The 17,676-nt window shown below is 44.1% G+C and carries 9 protein-coding genes; 3 read left to right on the forward strand and 6 right to left on the reverse strand.

Annotation, left to right across the window (positions count from 1 at the left end; genetic code table 11):
- From PseudUWO311_RS07805 to PseudUWO311_RS07825, 5 genes are all read right to left on the reverse strand, one after another.
- Window positions 1–2,097 (reverse strand): OmpA family protein, encoded by a 2,097-nt coding sequence (locus PseudUWO311_RS07805; protein ID WP_142654639.1) that lies wholly within the window; start codon window positions 2,095–2,097, stop codon window positions 1–3.
- The gene (locus tag PseudUWO311_RS07810; protein ID WP_142654640.1) at window positions 2,094–7,112 is read right to left on the reverse strand and encodes an OmpA family protein; all 5,019 of its coding nucleotides are present in this window, start codon (window positions 7,110–7,112) and stop codon (window positions 2,094–2,096) included. Before PseudUWO311_RS07810 ends, PseudUWO311_RS07805 begins: the two co-directional genes overlap by 4 nt.
- On the reverse strand, window positions 7,112–8,614 hold the full coding sequence (locus tag PseudUWO311_RS07815; RefSeq protein WP_142654641.1) for a DUF11 domain-containing protein: 1,503 nt from the start codon (window positions 8,612–8,614) through the stop codon (window positions 7,112–7,114). The genes PseudUWO311_RS07810 and PseudUWO311_RS07815 overlap by 1 nt, the downstream gene beginning before the upstream one ends.
- Before the next feature lie 92 nt (window positions 8,615–8,706).
- The gene (locus PseudUWO311_RS07820) at window positions 8,707–9,231 is read right to left on the reverse strand and encodes a DUF11 domain-containing protein (protein ID WP_190303433.1); all 525 of its coding nucleotides are present in this window, start codon (window positions 9,229–9,231) and stop codon (window positions 8,707–8,709) included.
- A gap of 256 nt (window positions 9,232–9,487) precedes the next feature.
- Window positions 9,488–12,064: a hypothetical protein gene (locus PseudUWO311_RS07825; protein ID WP_142654643.1), complete on the reverse strand. Its 2,577-nt coding sequence runs from the start codon at window positions 12,062–12,064 to the stop codon at window positions 9,488–9,490.
- Between the two features lie 738 nt (window positions 12,065–12,802).
- Here PseudUWO311_RS07825 and PseudUWO311_RS07830 point away from each other — a divergent pair.
- A complete protein-coding gene (locus PseudUWO311_RS07830) occupies window positions 12,803–13,396 on the forward strand; it encodes a PAP/fibrillin family protein (RefSeq protein WP_142654644.1) in 594 nt (197 codons plus the stop codon).
- Between the two features lie 3 nt (window positions 13,397–13,399).
- Complete coding sequence (locus tag PseudUWO311_RS07835; protein WP_142654645.1) at window positions 13,400–15,082, forward strand: mechanosensitive ion channel family protein; 1,683 nt, start codon at window positions 13,400–13,402, stop codon at window positions 15,080–15,082.
- 237 nt (window positions 15,083–15,319) lie between these two features.
- On the opposite strand, the gene PseudUWO311_RS07840 is transcribed toward PseudUWO311_RS07835, so the two are convergent.
- Complete coding sequence (locus PseudUWO311_RS07840; RefSeq protein ID WP_142654646.1) at window positions 15,320–15,874, reverse strand: ankyrin repeat domain-containing protein; 555 nt, start codon at window positions 15,872–15,874, stop codon at window positions 15,320–15,322.
- Window positions 15,875–16,134: 260 nt separating this feature from the next.
- Between PseudUWO311_RS07840 and PseudUWO311_RS07845 the strand changes: the two genes are divergently transcribed.
- Window positions 16,135–17,604, forward strand: coding sequence for a BCD family MFS transporter (locus tag PseudUWO311_RS07845; protein WP_142654647.1), 1,470 nt, complete (start codon window positions 16,135–16,137; stop codon window positions 17,602–17,604).
- Window positions 17,605–17,676 lie beyond the last annotated feature (72 nt).

The following is a 17,676-nucleotide window of genomic DNA, read 5'->3' on the forward strand; positions in this document are numbered from 1 at the left end:
TTAGTTTCCTTTTCCTTCGATTTGAATATCTTCCTGTTGATCTAGTAGCTGAATTTCCACCCCTTGCATATTTTGGAGGAAAAATTCTACCCGCCGATCGCGAGCATAGTTAGTGATGTTATTTTGATTGGTTAGCCTTTGGCGCTCTCCACGGGTGCGAATGGTGATCCTTTCTGGGCTAATTCCTTGACGGCGTAAATAGTTACTAACAGAGCGACTACGTCTGAGCCCTAAATCTAAGTTATAGGCATCGTCGGCTCTAGGGTCAGTATGTCCGACTAACTCAACAGAGATTGTGGGATATTGCTTGAGGACTACTACGAATTTGTCGATGATCTTAGCGGAGACAGGACTGATGATATCTTCATCGAGGGCAAAGTGAACTTGGCGAGGCAGTTGCAAAGCTGCGGGTGGCTCTGGTGGAGTCTCAACAATGACGGGTGGCGGAGTCGTACATTGCGGTTGAGAGCGAGTTTCGGGTGATGCAGTTGGAATTGTGGTATTGAGATCGCTAATGCGAACGGGGCGAGCAGGCTCTGATGTACCAAACTCAAGATCGGTAGCGATCGCGCTGAGGGTATCACCAGCTTTCAGGTTATCTAAGCTAGTGCTGAAGTTGCCTTTAGCGTCAGTTTTGAGTGTGGCGAGCAACTCATATAAACCACCACCGCGCAATCGATAGAGATCAATTTCTGTATTGGGGTCAGCGAGCCCATCGATGCCAACCTTGCCATCAATGAGATGAAAGCGATCAGCCCGAAATTCTGGAGCATCGATCGCTCCATTTGCCGTGTCTACCCGCCGAAAATGGGAATCACGTTTAGGGTTACGCCCATCTCCAGTGCGGAAATCTTTTTCACTAACATTGCGACGAGAGATTAAATCAATATCTAAACCTTCAACGAATTGAAATTGATTTTGACGAATCAAATTGCGATCGCTAGCAGGAAAAGCTGCCACGGTTACACCCGATCCCGCTTGATTACTAATGCGATTATTGCTAACGATATGTCCGCGTCCCATTAAGTAAATAGCAGAGCGGCGAAAGAAACGGGCGTTAAAACTCACAGTGTTATCTTGAACCTCAATTGCACCTTCAGGCTTAAATAAAAATACCGCCGAACCTGCATTACCACAAATAATATTTGAGCGCACCTGCATTCCTGCAATTCTTCCTTCAAGCCGAATTGCATCAGGCATTCCATCAAAACCATTGCCCTCAATTACATTCTCTTGAATGACAGAGTTGCGGGTGTCAACGGCGGTGATAATGCCACTGCCTTCATGATTGGCAATCCGATTACGGCGAATATTTGCTTCAACACCATGAAATAGATATACCCCAAAAGCAGAAGGCTGAGATGGCATCGATCCATCAGGAGGAACTCCTAGCCAATTATTTTCGATCGTCACACGAGCCGCAGGGTGATCGCGATCGTAAAAGGAAAAGTCTTTGGCAGGCTGCTGCTGTTGGGTCGTGTCTGGTGGTGGTAAGCGATGGGAAATGAAGATATCGCCTGGAGGAGTAACAGCGGTTTCAAAGTGCCGTGAGCTAAATCCGTAGATACTCAGACCACGAATCAAGACATCATCGCTGGTGATGGTCAAACCCCGAAAAATTTCTGCTCCAGCCGCAGGAGTAATCGTTACTACTGGGACTGGGATCGGAATCTCTTGAGCAAAGCTTGTTTCTTCTTTATAAGCGGGATGAGTTGTTCCATCAATCTCCATTGGCACAAGTAGCGGGGGCAAAGCACTTGTTAGCTGAATCTTAGGAATCTCAAGATTTTGAAATCGAATCTGGTGGCGACCTTTACGGGGCAAGACTTGAGCAAGTTCAGCAGGAGTGAGTTGATCGGTGCGGAGAGTCCCATTGGCGATCAGAATTGCTTCACGCAGAGTCAATTCGCGATCGCGCAAGTTGTCATCTCGATTGCTATTAACGTTAATCGTTAAAAATGATGGAAGTGATGATGGCGCTGGGTTGTCTGGTAAAGCCTGTGGCAATGTCTGCGCCATCGTGAGCAACTGCTCATTTAACGACAGTGCTAGAAACTCTGCCATCATCAAAATAACGAGGGTAAGTCTTCTCTTCATGGTTTGCCCTCTTCAAATAGTTCAGGTCGGATAATTTCGCCACGTAGTTCAGGTTGGTTTTCGTTTAGCGATCGCAGCAGAGCTGTCAACACATCGCGATCGCGACTGAGCAGGAAGTTCAAGGCTGACACTAAACGGCGGGTATTTGAGTCACGCTTAGTGTCTTCAGCAATCAAATCAGGTTGTCTCTCAGGCGCTGCATTTGGATCAGGCAATAAGAGAGATAAAATTTGAGCTGAAGGAATAGATGACCAACGCGGTGCAGTTTCAGGTAAGGGGAAACCAGATAGGAAGGTAGAGAAGTTAGTCGATAGCAAAGTTGGTTGAGCTTGCGGTTCTAAAAGCATAGTGAGCAGTTGTGGATTAGGTAATAATCCGATGAGCTGACGACGATAGTTCTCAGGATCGAGAAGTTGACTGAGCAAGGAGGATGAGGAAATAGTTAGTTCACCCAGATTGAGTCCAGACTGATTTAGCCCTGACAGATTGAGACTGAGACGATTATCATTATTTTGTTGCGCGATCGTTCTCGCAGGTGTAGAGCCATTAGGCAATTGGGCGATAGGTACTCCTTCCAAATTTGCAAGAGTGAGCGTAATACTATTTGCGGTATTGCTATTTGCAGTATCGTTATTTGCAGGACTAATCAAAATGCGATCGCTCGCGATGCCCTTTTGAATTAGATAGCTGCGTAGTCCCATCAAGCGATTGACTTCAAGCTCTGAGCCATCAAGATTACCTTGCAGCTCTACCGCTACCTCTGGCACATTGACAATTCGACTAATCAACAAATCAAGATTGGCATTGCTAGGATCGGTCATTTTGCCAACTGGGGCAAACTCAATCCGTTGTGAGATAGCTTGAACTCGCAGAGGGCTAGAAGCAACTGGTGAATTAGAAGATACACTTGACAAGTCACTAGGTAGGACATTCTGAAGAACACTACTGCCATTGCCTTGCTTAATACGATCAGATATTTGCGTAAAGGTCTCTCTTGTGCCACCAAGAGCAAGAAGCACTTGAGGCTTGTCGTCAATTTCTGGAGCACCCAGCGATCGCATTGTAATCCGGCTGCCATCAATGCCTTGGCGCATTAAATAGGAACGCACTTTACTCAGTCGCTGAGCATCAGGACTATTCGCACTTACCTCAGTGAGGGAAGCTAAACGACCCTGTACATCAATATTAAGGGCAGGATATTCGCGTAACACTGTTACTAAGTTATCCAAAACCAATTGGTTAATTGGGGACAAATTAACTTGAGATTTTGGAAATTCTACGGGCTGAGCAAGCGACACTCTGACTACTTCAGATAGATTACTAGGAACCGATGCTGTCGTAGTACCAGCTTTCTTCGGATTAACGGGTAATTCAATGGCGACGCTAGGATCAAGCGGTTCTTTCTGCTGCGGTGGCGCAATCTTCTGTAGCCCAAATCCATCAAATAGTTCATTGAGCTTGAAGGTTACCGCCGCATAAATTCCACCTGCTGAACGTGTACCACTGAAGTCTCGGTCATTATTGACTGCACCAGAACTGTAGCCCAGAGCAAATCGCAAGTTGGGTGTAGCATAGTAACCGAGTTCGGTAACAAAGCCAACTTCATTAAATCCTGCGGTCGGTTGGTTGATCAATCTGCCCTCAGCCGACACATCGAAGTTATAGCCTAGTCGATAGGTAGCACGTAACTGCGCTAAATTAATCGCCGAAGTTCCAATTAAATCCTGAGCCAAGTAGGAAGTATTATTGCGCAAAGCATATTTGCCGTAAAATTCCCATTGCCAGTTTGGAGAATAGATTGCTTCGAGCGCGAGAACATGCTCTTCTGAGCCTGAGCCAATACCACCAATAAAGCTTTCAGGAATACTGCTAGGGTTTTGGCGATATTCATAGCGTAATAGAGCATTAAGGGCATCATTAGCAGGATCTCGATAGGCTAGCCCCAAACGTAAACTAGAGGTATCTCCAAAATTGTTAATCGTTTGGTTAGCAATTCCCGATCGCTGATAACGCAGTAGCCCAGAGATCGAAGGGCTGATCTTACCGAGGGCAGAAGCATTAATCACTGAGTTTGCGCCCGCTGAAGATATCCGATATTCGTAACGCGCACTTGCCTTAAAATCAGGGTTATCGGTATATTCAAAGCCAATGCTGTAGTTATCACCACTTTGAAGAGCAAGGGAAGAAGTATTAGAGCCAGTGGTTAGAGGCTGTAACACCTGCGTCACTCCCGCCGAATTCCGAACTTGGTCATTTCCAAAAATCCGTTCGTAACCGAACTCGACTCTTAACCCTGGGGCAATTACTAAACGCTGATTTAAGCCGATCGCTCCTTGGGTGGTGGTGGTATTTGCGCCACCCACCAAAGTGTATCGACCCGAAAGAGTGGTGTCAGGGAATACCTTATAGTTGCCAGCAACTTCGCCAGTAGTAAAACTGCTTCCAGCAAGTACGCCACTACTAAACCACTGCTGTCCTACGCGTAAACTAATACCTTCAATTACCTGCCAATCCAGAACTAGGGCTGTACGGTCAGGCAGAATCGTGTCAGGCGAGTTAGATAGACTAATTTCATTCTGAGCAATAAATTTTAAATTTTCGAGAATTGGCACAGTTAACCGCGATCGCAATTGGCTAGAAGCGCCAGAAAAGGTCGTGTTTAATCTATCTTGACGGTCTCGCAACAGAAAGTCGAGTTCAGCAGTTGCCGAACCTAGCTTTTGTAGAACTCCCAGACTAAGCGTGCTGAGCTGGTTGTCAACGGGAGTGCCTGGCGTAGATTGAGGGGTGAGGCTGAGGAAGCTATCAAGTGTAAATGGCTGAGGAGCGACACCCCGATTCTCTTCCCGCTCATAGGAAGCCCTAATCGTCGTAGCATCGGAAACCTTCGCATCAATACTTAGCCCTAACCTTGTCTGCCCTGGGACAAAACTAATCGTGGCATTATTGACAAAACCAGTATCGGTCTGACGATAAAAAGCTTTAGCTATAATTCCTTCCACAAATTCGCTAACTGCTTCAAAGCGTAAAGCAGACCCAGAGACAGGTGCAGGCAAGTCACTGGCGTTATTTTGCGATCGCGCATATTCCGCAATCACATAAGAATTTTTGCCAAAGGAAACTAGAGCATTAGCTCCATAAAGCTGAAAGTCTCGCGCTCCTTGATTCTCTTTAAAGTAATTAACGCCTAACCAACTCTCTGCGCCAAGCTCGCGATTGAAGTGATAGCGCAACTGACCTGCATAGACACTATTGTTATTACTACCGTTGCTAGTGCCACCTTCATTGTCATATTCGTAGGAGACAATAATTCGTCTAACTAGGGTTTCACCGTTTGCACCAATATCAGTTTTGAGAATTGGCTGCCGAAATTGCAGAGAGCCGCGATCATAATCAATCTCATAGTCTTGACTGCGGTTAAGCTTGACTCGGCGCACAATATTTCCGGGACGCAGTAGTTCTTCTGATTCGATAAATACATTTTCACTGCCAGGGGTGACTAACCGCCGAGAGAGAAAGAAGAACCCACTTGTACCATCAGGCGGAATAATATCACGCTCAAACCCTCGTGTAGTGCTGCTATAAAGCCCTGTAGCTTGTAAATCGCCAAAGTTATAGTTGAACTTTAGTCCATTGAATTGTCTAGTAAAGGCTGTAAATTCTTGAGAACGACTGGCAAATTCTTCGGTACGGAAGTCTCCCCACATTAAGAAATCAGTACCTGCATTAGGCACAGGAGAAGTTCGCTCCGCTCTCAAAAAGATACTAGTTAAAGAGGGTGTCTCAGTGGTTAAAGTTGAGCTATCTCCATAGACAGGATAATTTTGTTTGCAAAACTGAATATCTCGAAATAGTCGGCTTCTACCTTCACAATCTTCGTTAAGCGTCCGACGGGTATTAAATGCTCCCGTGATCAGCCATTCTCCAACTTTACCAGTCCCAAAGGCTGCTGCATAAAAATCAACATTGGTGGAATTATTACCGTCAGTAGGCAAGAAATCTCGAAAGCTTCGATAGAAATCAGTGCCTCTTGCTCCTATACGAAAATCAACTACCCCAGTGAGGATAGAAGGGCGCAGGTTAGTTTCTAGTTGCAGTTGGGTAAAGGCTTCAACTTCGAGATTATTAATTACGGAGCTAGCTCGAATGATAGAATTGCCAGAAGTAAGTCCAGAACGCAGAAGTGCAGTAAATTGACCTTCTCTTGCCTCTACTTGAAAGCCTGGTTGATTAGGTCGAGCATCATTTCCTATAAATTCACCTTCACTGGTGGTGAGGGTAACAATGGCACTACGATTAGAGCGATCGCCTTTTTCGTCTAACAACAGACCCTGCACTGTAGCGGTGGTTCGGCCGTCGGCAGGAATACGCGACTCTAGTGTGCTTACCTGAATTTTTGTTGCCGCGCCACGCAAGCGCACCACAACACTTTGACTAACTTCACTACCAACTAACTTAGCGGTAATCCTGTTTTCACCTTCATTCAGAGCCACACCATACCAAGTCTGAGTTGTGATTCCAGCACTCGCATCAACTTCAGAGCGACCAATCGCATTCGCATCGACCTTTTTCCCATTAACTGATAGCTCCACTTCTGTCCCAGTGGGAATCCGTAAAATAACCGTAGTCGCAGGGACATCAATCAGGGATTGGTTTGCAGGAGAGAGAATAGTCACTTGTGGTGCAACTTGATCTTTCTTTACCGCAGTAGGAGGAGTCTTGGATGGTTCAGGAGCTGCCGAACTGTTCTCTGGTTGAGTATTAGTTTGGACTGCAATTTGTAGAGCTGGTTGGGTACTTGTAAGATTTGGTTTAGGGTTTGGTTTAGTGTTTGAGTCAGTTACTAGCGCTAGTTGATCCGCAGGAGGAGATGCTTCTAACGATCTTGCGTCGTTGACGACGGAATCGTTTGAAGCGATCGCATTAGATGCAGTCATTCCTAGCCACAAGCCGAACAGACCAAGCACCTGCAAACACAATTGAGCTTTTAATTTAGCTTTAGATGCAGACTTCATTATTTTTGCCCTCCCACACCTTTAAATGCTGGAGTTACAGCAAAATTAGCTCTAGCCAAACCACCTGGGGATAGTCTCACAAGTCGAGACTGACTGTTGCGTTCAATAAAGTATAAGTTGGGAGCTAGGGTATACCCTGACAAAGAACTTATATCTAATACCAAAGTTCGCGCACCTGGAATGACATTAGCAACTGAATATAGTCCATTTGCATCGGTAACAATACGGTTGCCATCATCCATGAATACGACAGCATCAGGAATGCCTGGTTCGCCATTCTGTTGTTCTCCATCAAAGTTTTTATCCACAAATACTCTTCCAATTAAGGTGGCACAATCAGTAACGATGCCAGGACGGATTCGCATCGTAAAAAGGGCGGGCCCATCGCGAACGGTATAATTGTTGTCCGCTCTAATTGCCGAAACCGCAGCGGAATTTCGGCCTGTTCCCCTCACAGCGTCGGGAGTAACAGTTACGGCATAGGCAACCAAAGCACTTATGTTCCCAGCAGGTATCTGTGCTTGGAGCGCAAAGGATAAATTATTGCCGTTTTCCTGAACTACAACTGGGACAGGATTTCCATTAAGAGCTGCCCTTGCAGAATTTTGTACATATCGCAAGCCGACAGGCAAAGAATCTGTAATAACTGGGTTAATTAAAGTCGTAGTTGTGAGGTTTTTGATCGTCAGACGATAGGATGCAATATCTCCTGGCTCAGCAGCAGCGCGATCACCTGTTTTGATGATTTGGATCTCGCGAGCCTCGCACACAGATAGAGCTGAGTTAAGCTGCAATGCGATCAGTGACAAAGCATTCAGGGCAGCATTGTTGACAACTACGTTTTCAGTAACCGAGAAAACTCCGTCAATTCCAATGGGTCTGCCATCCACTGCTGTAGCTGTATATGGCAAGAGCAATCCATTTTGTGTGCCAATTACGATCCTAATTCGCCGTTGTCCGAGTCTAAGGCTAGGAGGGGGATTCACAACTAGGATATAGGTGCTGCCTGGAGCTCTTTGCACTCCATTTAACAAGAAGTTATATATCCCGCGCCTACCATTTACGGCTGTATTTGTAATCGAATATGGATTGACGTTTAAGATGTTAGGGGCAAGTCCTTCTGGCAGGACTGTGTTTGGCGGATTAGTTGGGGTTAAAGCAATAGGTGCGCCGATTTCGCCACCACTCCCAATTGCTTGATATAAGCCCACAGTAAAACCAGTATAGTCAGCAAACTCCTTGCCACCACAATCGAGTATCTGTCCTAGAGGATCGATGAGGCGATCGCCATTTATAACGTTTAAGGGCGAAGATGCTTGAACTGGAGTCGCTACACCTGGAGTGCCATAGCTACCGCTTGCGCGATTTTGAATTCCAAAGGTTCGCGCTTGACCGAAAGCAGCGCCATTCGCTAAGCAAAGACATAACGCTAAACTTCCTAGCCATAACCAGAAAAAGAAAGCATATCGCTTGATTATTTTTTTGAGCGATCGCATATTCATCAAAGTTCTATCACTCTAGATATTCAATCGGGATAAATTAGTTTTAATCATGGGTGATGATGCACCGTAAAAGGCACGGTGCATCATCTTAACTACTTGACACGAACCTGATAAGCCACCATTACCTTAGAATTTGCTGGTAATGCTTCTCCAAAATCCCAGCGTACATGGGTATAGGCATCGGCTGGAGCAGGACGCTCCTCGATGATGCCGCCACGGGTACGCACGCGAACAATTGGTTGAGTTGTAAAAGTTTTACTTCCATCAATGCTAAATTCCAATTTAGCGCCTGGGGTATTTAATGCAGTTGCGGATGGGATGATGTAGACCATTCCGTTTGGAATCGGCTGAATCACCATAAGATTACGCATATTACGACTAGTGTTATTCTTCGCTGTCACTGTGTAGCGCAAAACACTGCCAGGAATTACTTGGGAATTAGAAGGTAGGGCATTCCAAGAAATTTTTTCTTTGCCTGATTCATCACGGCTGATTTGGCGTTTTTCAGCTGCTAATAATAATTCCACAGGTTGCTGCTGTTGAGCTACCCGCGAATCCGATTCAGAAACGTTAGTAGAACTATTGTTACTTGCGATCGCAGTAGACAATAGCAACATAGGTAGTATCACAGCCCCGACAGCTAGATACAAGGGTTTAACAAATTTTTTCATTATAGGCTCCAAAACTTCGATAAATTCTTGTCTGTTTGTCTATATCTAAAAAAAGAATCGATTCTCTTTTCTTGCTCTCTTGAGCTGTATAGGGATTTTCAATTTGTCATAGACAAATTGAAAATCTCAAAACTTTAATGATCTTAATTTCCCATTTTCAAATGAGCATCTGCTCATTTGAAAATGGCGATAGACTCAGATGCTATTGCAACTGGCGATGGAAGCGTAAAACGCCTTGGAAGATAGCTGGATTAGTTGCGGGTTGAATCGTGCCGACATTATTTACATAAGTCGTGATGGCAGTTCCTGTTGCTGGGTCGGGAATGGCTGCACCATCATAGGTAACAGTTCCTTGCGAAGCAAAGGTGTTTTGAGCAAATCCGCCAACCGCTGGAGCGACTGCGGGATTGTTGAAATGTAACGATACCCCTGCCCAGTTGTTCGGTGCAGTTGTGCCATTTTCTGTAATCACTAAATTCGCAGCATCTAGAACTACGCTACCTGCGCCAGCAGCAGCTAGAGGCGTTGAGAAGTTAACATACTCAACTACATAGCGAACTATATTGCCTGGCTCTGCGGTCTTAGCAGTTTCGTCAAGTGTGCCATTGGCAGCGGTGACAGGGCGTGGGTTAGTGCCTTGCAAAACTTGAGACTGCTTCCGCAACCTTACATAACCCGTATAACCGCGATCAATTGTGATATTAAATATCGGATCGTTGGCAGCTAAAAAGCCGCCATTATTATCGTTATCCACAAAAGCAACAATCGGCACGTTAAATCCTGCGCGATCGGCACCATTTGCGATAAAACGATCAACTGATAGAAGTGTATTCTGAGGTCCAGGAGGTAAATCAAGGGAGACAGTATAGTTATTCAGTACATTTGGCGCTAGAGCATTGACCAAAATACTTGTCGAGCCAACAGGCAATCCAGAGCTTAATCCTGCATTGAAGACATAGCCACCTGCTGCTGTATAGTCATAAACCGCGATCTGGGTTCCAAAAGTAATCGTTACTCTAGAGCCATCGGGAATATCTGCGGCTGGCTGTTGTGAAACACCTGGCACAGAGGGATTATTTGGAGGCAATGGCAACAGACGGACTGTATCTAGGTTAGTTGTATTGCTGGGCGGATTTTGGAACGTGTTGTTAAAAATAATCGGTGGTGGATCATATGGCAAGACTTGTGCAGGGACTGACTGGGGTGCTGTCAGTCCAGTGGAACGGTTTGTAAAGTCATCTTGGTTAGTAGTACTTGGTCCGATCGCACCTGGAACATTGTTTGGTCCATTCAGAATGCCACCTGCTGGAACAATTGGGAAAATGTTGACTTCTCCACCAGGTCCTGTACCTGTGTTGTTGTTATTTGGATCAGTACTTTGGGTGGTTGGATTGGGTACACCATTATCTGTAGCAGGTGTGAATAATGTACCTTCAGGTGCTGGAGGTACAGCGCCTTCAAAGTTATTTGGGTTTTGGTCACCTGATTCGTCATAGACCACGCGATTTGTCGGATCACCCACGGTTTCGCCAAATACTTGGGCAATATTATTAATTACACCACCTGTTGCAGGAGGCAGATTAACTGTAATAACTCTGAATTGGAAAGCGTTAGCAACTAACTCAGTAGTAAAGCCTGGAGCAAGTGTCCCTGTAAAAATATAACCAACACGGACAACATTCGGTGCAGTCCCAGCAGTTGGAGCCGTAGTTGACCACGCTGCGGCTGGCAAGGCTCCAGGGGCAGCGCTGACAACGGGAATAGTACCTGCGGCGGTTGCTGTATATTGATAGACCGCTTGCCAGCCCGCTGGTAAATTTAAGGCTGCATCAAATGTGTCATCAATTCTTGTGCCTACAGGAATCACGTCAGATACCAAGATGCGGGTTTGGACTACAGTATCGACATTAACTGTGGTTCCTTCGAGGTTGGCTGGGGTGAACTGGGCAGGATCTGGGGATGTATTGGCTACTCTTAAATTTAGACGATAGGTAAGGCGATCGTCCGTCACTGCGTTTGTAGGACCTGGATCGTAAGCCGTTCTTGCTTTTAAGACAGTGGCTAGAGCTACATTACGAACAGCAGTAGCAACCGTGGTTGCTTGAATTGCGGATGCTTCGCGCTCACCATTAACAGGTGCATCAGGACCAACGTTAACTGTACGCACTTCATTAGCATTAGTACCATCAACGCCTACGAGAGGAGGCTCGAGACCTGAGTCTGGTTGGTTTTGAGTACCTGCCGAGTTGTCATTGGCTCCAGTATCACCCAATCGGACGCTGACAGGTGCGCCGGCGGCTGCGGCTGTTACCGTGCCAACAACTCTGACTCGCACAGAGCTACCCGCAGGAATTGGTGTGGTGGTGGTAAATGAACCTGTCTGTAAACCTTCACCAAGATCCAGAAAATCGCCGTCATTGTTGAGGTCTAGTTGATACTGCAATGTACCAGCGTTTAAACCTACTGTTGTAATGTTTGCGACTGCTGGGAAGACGATATTACTAGGAGCATTCCCTGTATTTGTAACTAAAAAGTCAAAGTTAAGTACGTCATTGAGAGCGACACTACCACCGTTGACATCGATAATCCCCGCAGGCACATTCGTAATACCTGCTACCTCAGCAACGGTTACTGTAACTGTATTGGAAGTGGCGTTAATCTGTGTGCCAGGATTGTTTGGGTCTACATAAGTACCAGATGCACGGTTGAGGATTGGTGTATTTGCTGGTGTCGGAGGCACAACCTGAGCTATTGCAAGATAGGGTAGTAACGATGACACTCCACTTATTGTCAATGTCGCTGCTATCAACCGATAGAATGAAGACTTTGAGTTAGTTTTTTTACTATAATTACGCATATAGTTCTAATTTTCCTGATTAAAAAGCAATAATGTGTTTCCGTAAAAGGCAATGTTGAAAACTACCAGTTTTTGATAGCAGCGAACTATCCGTAATTATTCCTAAAATAGGTTGTCAACTACAACTTGAACAAAATATTTGACATTTCAAGTAATCAACTAAGTAGAGACCCAAAATTATAGGCTACGATCTCTACTTAATTTTGAATTGAGTTCAAAATTTATTCTCAAATAATAGAATTAAATTACAAAAGTTGATTATGAACTGTAGAAAATCGTAATTTGGAGACTCTTCCAGATTCTACAAATCATTAATTTCTTGCTCAAGATTTCCTCATCTTTAGGAATGAGAAACCGAGCAACAAACAGTACTAGCGATCGCAGAAATTACGAGAAAACTTAGATCTACATTATCTAAATTTCATCAAGTGTATCTTTATTCAATACGTGCCATAGTCTACACTATATCGATTATTTTGCACAAGATTTACACAACAATGTTTGCCCAGCATTTATACCTAGAGATATAATTTAGAGGCTGGTAAGCCCTGAAATCAAGTCTTTGTCAACTAATTGGCGATTAGTTTAGGTTTTAGATATGGGTTTCTAAAACATACATACGTTAATCCTGTCTGGTTTGGATTCGTCTAGAATGAAAGCATGACTAGTAATACTCGTAAAGCAAATCTTATTAATGCGATCGCACCTGTGAATCGCGGCTTACAAATGTCCGAAAATCAGCGTAAGGCGATTTTTTCGGCAGTGGCTTATCTTGAAGAATTAAATCCTAACTCTTCTCCAAATAACACTCCTGAGCTATTAGATGGTAACTGGTTATTGCTATTTACGACTAGCCAAGAGCTTTTGGGAATTGATCGGTTCCCGTTGTACAAACTAGGTAATATATATCAATGTTTGCGTGTAGCGGAAGGCAAGATTTTTAATGTTGCCGAGATTAAAGGACTGCCGTTACTAAGTGGGATAGTGAGTGTCTGTGCAAATTTTACGGTGGTTGATGAGAAACGAGTTAAAGTGAATTTTGAGCGCTTGGTAGCTGGTTCACAAAACTTAATTGGCTATCAGAATGTAGATAGTTTTATTGATACTTTGCGATCGCCTAAGAAATTATTTGCGATCGACTTCCAAATTAAAAGAGAAGATCAAAAAGGATGGCTAGAGACAACTTATCTAGATCAGGATTTGCGAATCGGTAGAGGCAATGAAGGGAATCTATTTGTTTTGAGAAAGATTTAATCTATGTCCAACCATTCAATCCAATCCAAATTCCACTTTTGGAAAAAATGTTTACATGCTTCTGTTTTATGTATTTTAGCGATCGCACTATCGCTAATTTTTTCGACTGGTCAAAGCGTTTGGGGGCAATCTGAATTTTTAAAATTAAATTGGTTAACTGGTCAAAGTGCTGCCAATGTGCCCAAAATTGATCATGCTGTAGTCAAACTTGATGGCTATCAACTGTTTGTGTTAGCAGCTCCAACTTTTAATCAAAGATTCCCTCTAGAGCAACGAGTACAGGGGATAGAAGATGAACTGCATCGTATTGCTAATAGCAACTTTGAGCCTGATACTTTGCAAGTAGTTAGCAGCATTGATCCAAAGAGCGATCAACCAGTAATTGCTATTAACGATCGCTATCTAATGACCGTGACGACTATAGATGCTCAACTACAAGGTCGAGATCCGATCGGCTGGGCGAATCAGATTGCTCAAGTTCTCCGAGATGCTTTAGTTCGAGCTAGACAAGAGCGCCAACCCCAATTTTTAATTAATCGTGGGTTAATAGCATCTGGAATTATTCTGACAATGCTCCTTGGGATGCGAGCAATCGTTCACTGGCAGGGGCGATTAAAGCTAAAGCAGGAAACGATTGAGGCACAGATTCAACATACTGCTCCACCTTATCTTGATGCAGTCGCTGTTACGGATTTGGAACAACAACTAAACCAAAAACAACGAGCTAACCTCAGTGATCTTCAACGACGGGCTCTACAACTGAGCTATTTAGCTCTTGTCGGTGGTGGTAGCTTTATCATTTTGGGACTATTTCCATATAGTCGTTGGATTCAATCTTTCTTGCTCTCGACTCCTCTCCAAATTGCCGCGATCGCCTTCGGGATTTATTTATTAATTCGGATCAGCAACCTTCTGATTGATCGCTTCTCAGGATTTCTGAAGGCTAAGGATTTTGCGATGTTGAAGCCATACCAAAGGTTAGATCTAAGAGTATCTACGGTGTCGCAAGTTCTCAAAAATATTACTGCGATCGTTTTGGTTGGACTAGGAGCCCTAGCAATCCTCTCTGCTATAGGATTTGACTTAATTCCACTGTTAGCAGGTGCGGGAATTGTCGGCATCGCGATTTCCTTTGCGGCTCAGGGATTAATTAAGGACGTAATTAATGGATTTTTGATTATTTTGGAAGATCAGTATGCAGTCGGCGATGTGATCGCAGTGGGCGAATTAGGAGGATTAGTCGAAAATATGAATCTGCGAATTACCCAAATCCGTAACAATGAAGGTCAACTGATTACGATTCCTAATAGCTCTATTGCGATTGTCCAGAATCTATCCAAAGACTGGGCTAGGGTGGATCTGACGATTCGGGTTGCATATGACACGAATCCCAATCTTGCTTTAGATGTCTTACGAAAATTAGCCCAAGAGATTTATCAAGAGCACATTTGGCGTGCCAAAATTATTGAACCTCCTGAAGTGCTTGGTATTGATGATTTGCAACATTCAGGAATGTTAATTCGGATCTGGATTAAGACACAACCGCTTCAACAATGGTCTGTGGCAAGGGAATTCCGTCTTCGGCTCAAGTTAATTATGGAGCAAGAGGGAATTGAGATCGGTATTCCACAACAGTTTCTTGTGGCAGAAGAACCTTTACTAAAAGATCAAACTGAACTTAGGTGATTTCTCATTTAAAATTTACCCCACCCTAACCCTCCCCTTGCAAAGGAGAGGGAACAAGATTTCTAGTTTTCCCTCTTTGCAAGGGGTAATTAAAGGGGGTAAAGCCCAACTTATGTCTGAGCATTGGGAAATTCTTGACGAGAAATGACCTTAAATAAACAAATTAAAAACCAAACCCTTACAGGGTTTGGTTTTTAATTTACAAAAGTGTGACAACACTTCTGTGAATTGGGATTATTAGTCGTTTGCGACACTTCGCAAAATTGCGACAGTCTCTTGATGATTGCCATCCCATGCCCACATCATCGCTGTCCAGCCATTGCGATCCTGTGCATTTAGGCGCGCACCTGATGCAATTAGCGATCGCACAATTTCACCATAGCCTTGACCAGCAGCCCACATCAGCGGAGTCCAGCCATACTTATTGCGTGTATTTGGATTTGCGCCTGACACTAACAACACTCGCACCACATCAGTATGTCCATTCATTGCCGCCCATAGGATTGGTGTCCAGCCATATTCATCGCGGACATTGACATCGGTTGCTTGGGAAATTAGCGATCGCACTTCCTTGGTGTTGCCATTTTGAGCAGCTATGAGTAATTGCGCATTCAGATTTTGCTTGGTTTTTTCTTGCTTGATTTGCTTGCTTTGGATATTAATTGGTTTGTTTGACTCAGAGCTTTGCGGTAAATCATTCGCATAGATATCTTTCGCATAGACATTGCTGCTAAAGCTAAGAACGAGGCTACAGGCTAATAAAAAGTTTGAGCTTCTCAAAAAAATATTCATAGATCTACTTGCATCTCAAGTTAATAATCTTGGTTTGTTTTGTGGTGGTGCGAAGCACCACCACAAAACAAACCAAGATTGATTTAGAGTCTATGAACTTGTTTTGCGATCGGCTAGCGCAATTCTGCGGAAGTTTATAAATAAAAGACAGTACTTTGTGCAGTCTTTTATTTAAACCTTTACAGAGCGAGGCTTTCTGCTCTTAGTGCTAAAGTGAATAATAATATTTTTATTGATTTTTAAAATTTCAATCGCAAACGATGAATAACCAAGTGGATACCGCAAATTTAGACGAACTGCCGCCTAAACTGCCACTGATCCAGATGTTTCGGATCGGATTATTTCAAATGGGCTTAGGGATTATGTCTTTGCTGATTGCTGGGCTGCTTAATCGCCTGATGATCAACGAATTGACAATTCCTGCCACCCTCGCGGCAGGGTTTATTGCCATGCCTCTATTTGTGTCACCGACGCGAGTCTGGTTTGGGCAGACCTCCGACGCTAAAACTATATTTGGAACGCATCGCTCAGGATATGTCTGGATTGGAGCAGTGGTGTTTGCGATCATTGCCTTTTTGCTTACACAGGTAATGTGGAAGTTGGGACTTAGCGTTCATGAGATTGGCTGGAATGGAATTACCTATGCATGGGCAGTTTTGCTTGGTGCAATGTTCGCTATTTATGGAATGGCAATTAGTTTTAGTTCCACTCCTTTTGCAGCATTGTTAGTGGATATATCCGATGAAGAGGATCGCTCAAAATTAGTTGGGATCGTCTGGTCGATGCTCATGGTGGGCATTGTGATTGGCGCGATCGCAGTTTCAAGACTTCTGCCCTGTACTGGTGCGCCGCCTAGTGATGTGTCAATTTATGCAAATAGCGATCGCCTTGCTCAGCTGCAAAAAGCAATTAATTTTGTATTCATCATCATTCCTGTTGCCGTAGTTGGACTGTCTTTTTTTGCAACCTATGGCGTTGAGCAAAAATATTCTCGATACAAATTGCGTGTTGCTCAAAATCATATTCTCAATGGAACTACCGCCACAGAAGATAAACTCAGTCTTGGTAGGGCTTTGCTCGTATTAACTGCTAGTAAACAGACTGGTTTATTCTTCTCATTTTTGCTAATGATGACCATCGGCATTTTTATGCAAGATGCGATTATGGAACCATTTGGCGGCGCAGTATTTGGAATGAGCATTTGTGCGACTACCCAGCTTAATGCAGCTTTCGGAACAGGTACGCTCATTGGTTTAAGTTCTTCAGGATTTCTCATTGTGCCGCGTCTTGGCAAAGAAAATTCTACAAAATTAGGTTGTTACTTAGTTGCGGCTAGCTGTGGTTTGCTATTGATTGCAGGCTTCACTCAAAAAACTATTGTCTTGCAAGTAGCTCTCGCTCTTTTTGGATTTGCTTCAGGAATTACGACTTCAGGCGCATTGAGTCTCATGCTCGATCTCACAGCTGCCGAAACCGCAGGGACATTTATCGGTGCTTGGGGATTGTCTCAGGCGATCGCTAGAGGTATTGCCACGCTTTCAGGCGGCATTGTGCTGGATATTGGCAAGAAAATCTTTAGTATTCCCATCTATGCCTATAGTTTTGTGTTTGTCTGTGAGGCTGTCGTGATGATTATTGCTGTAGTCTTACTCAGTCGTGTGAATGTGCAGGAATTTCGCAGTGATGCAAAACAGGCGATCGCAGCCGTATTTGCCAATGAATTAGACTAATACCAATTCACAAAAGTGTGACGACAATTTTGTGAATTGGTATATGTAGATGCTAGGTAGATTTTCCTTCAA

The sequence above is a fragment of the Pseudanabaena sp. UWO311 genome (assembly GCF_006937785.1).
In the GTDB taxonomy this organism is placed as follows: Bacteria; Cyanobacteriota; Cyanobacteriia; order Pseudanabaenales; family Pseudanabaenaceae; genus Pseudanabaena.

Excerpts from the sequence above, each read along its gene's own strand:
- PseudUWO311_RS07815 (WP_142654641.1), bottom strand. The coding sequence starts at position 8,614 with ATGAATATGCGATCGCTCAAAAAAATAATCAAGCGATATGCTTTCTTT.
- PseudUWO311_RS07810 (WP_142654640.1), bottom strand. The coding sequence starts at position 7,112 with ATGAAGTCTGCATCTAAAGCTAAATTAAAAGCTCAATTGTGTTTGCAG.
- PseudUWO311_RS07805 (WP_142654639.1), bottom strand. The coding sequence starts at position 2,097 with ATGAAGAGAAGACTTACCCTCGTTATTTTGATGATGGCAGAGTTTCTA.
- PseudUWO311_RS07830 (WP_142654644.1), top strand. The coding sequence starts at position 12,803 with ATGACTAGTAATACTCGTAAAGCAAATCTTATTAATGCGATCGCACCT.
- PseudUWO311_RS07845 (WP_142654647.1), top strand. The coding sequence starts at position 16,135 with ATGAATAACCAAGTGGATACCGCAAATTTAGACGAACTGCCGCCTAAA.
- PseudUWO311_RS07840 (WP_142654646.1), bottom strand. The coding sequence starts at position 15,874 with ATGAATATTTTTTTGAGAAGCTCAAACTTTTTATTAGCCTGTAGCCTC.
- PseudUWO311_RS07820 (WP_190303433.1), bottom strand. The coding sequence starts at position 9,231 with ATGTTGCTATTGTCTACTGCGATCGCAAGTAACAATAGTTCTACTAAC.
- PseudUWO311_RS07835 (WP_142654645.1), top strand. The coding sequence starts at position 13,400 with ATGTCCAACCATTCAATCCAATCCAAATTCCACTTTTGGAAAAAATGT.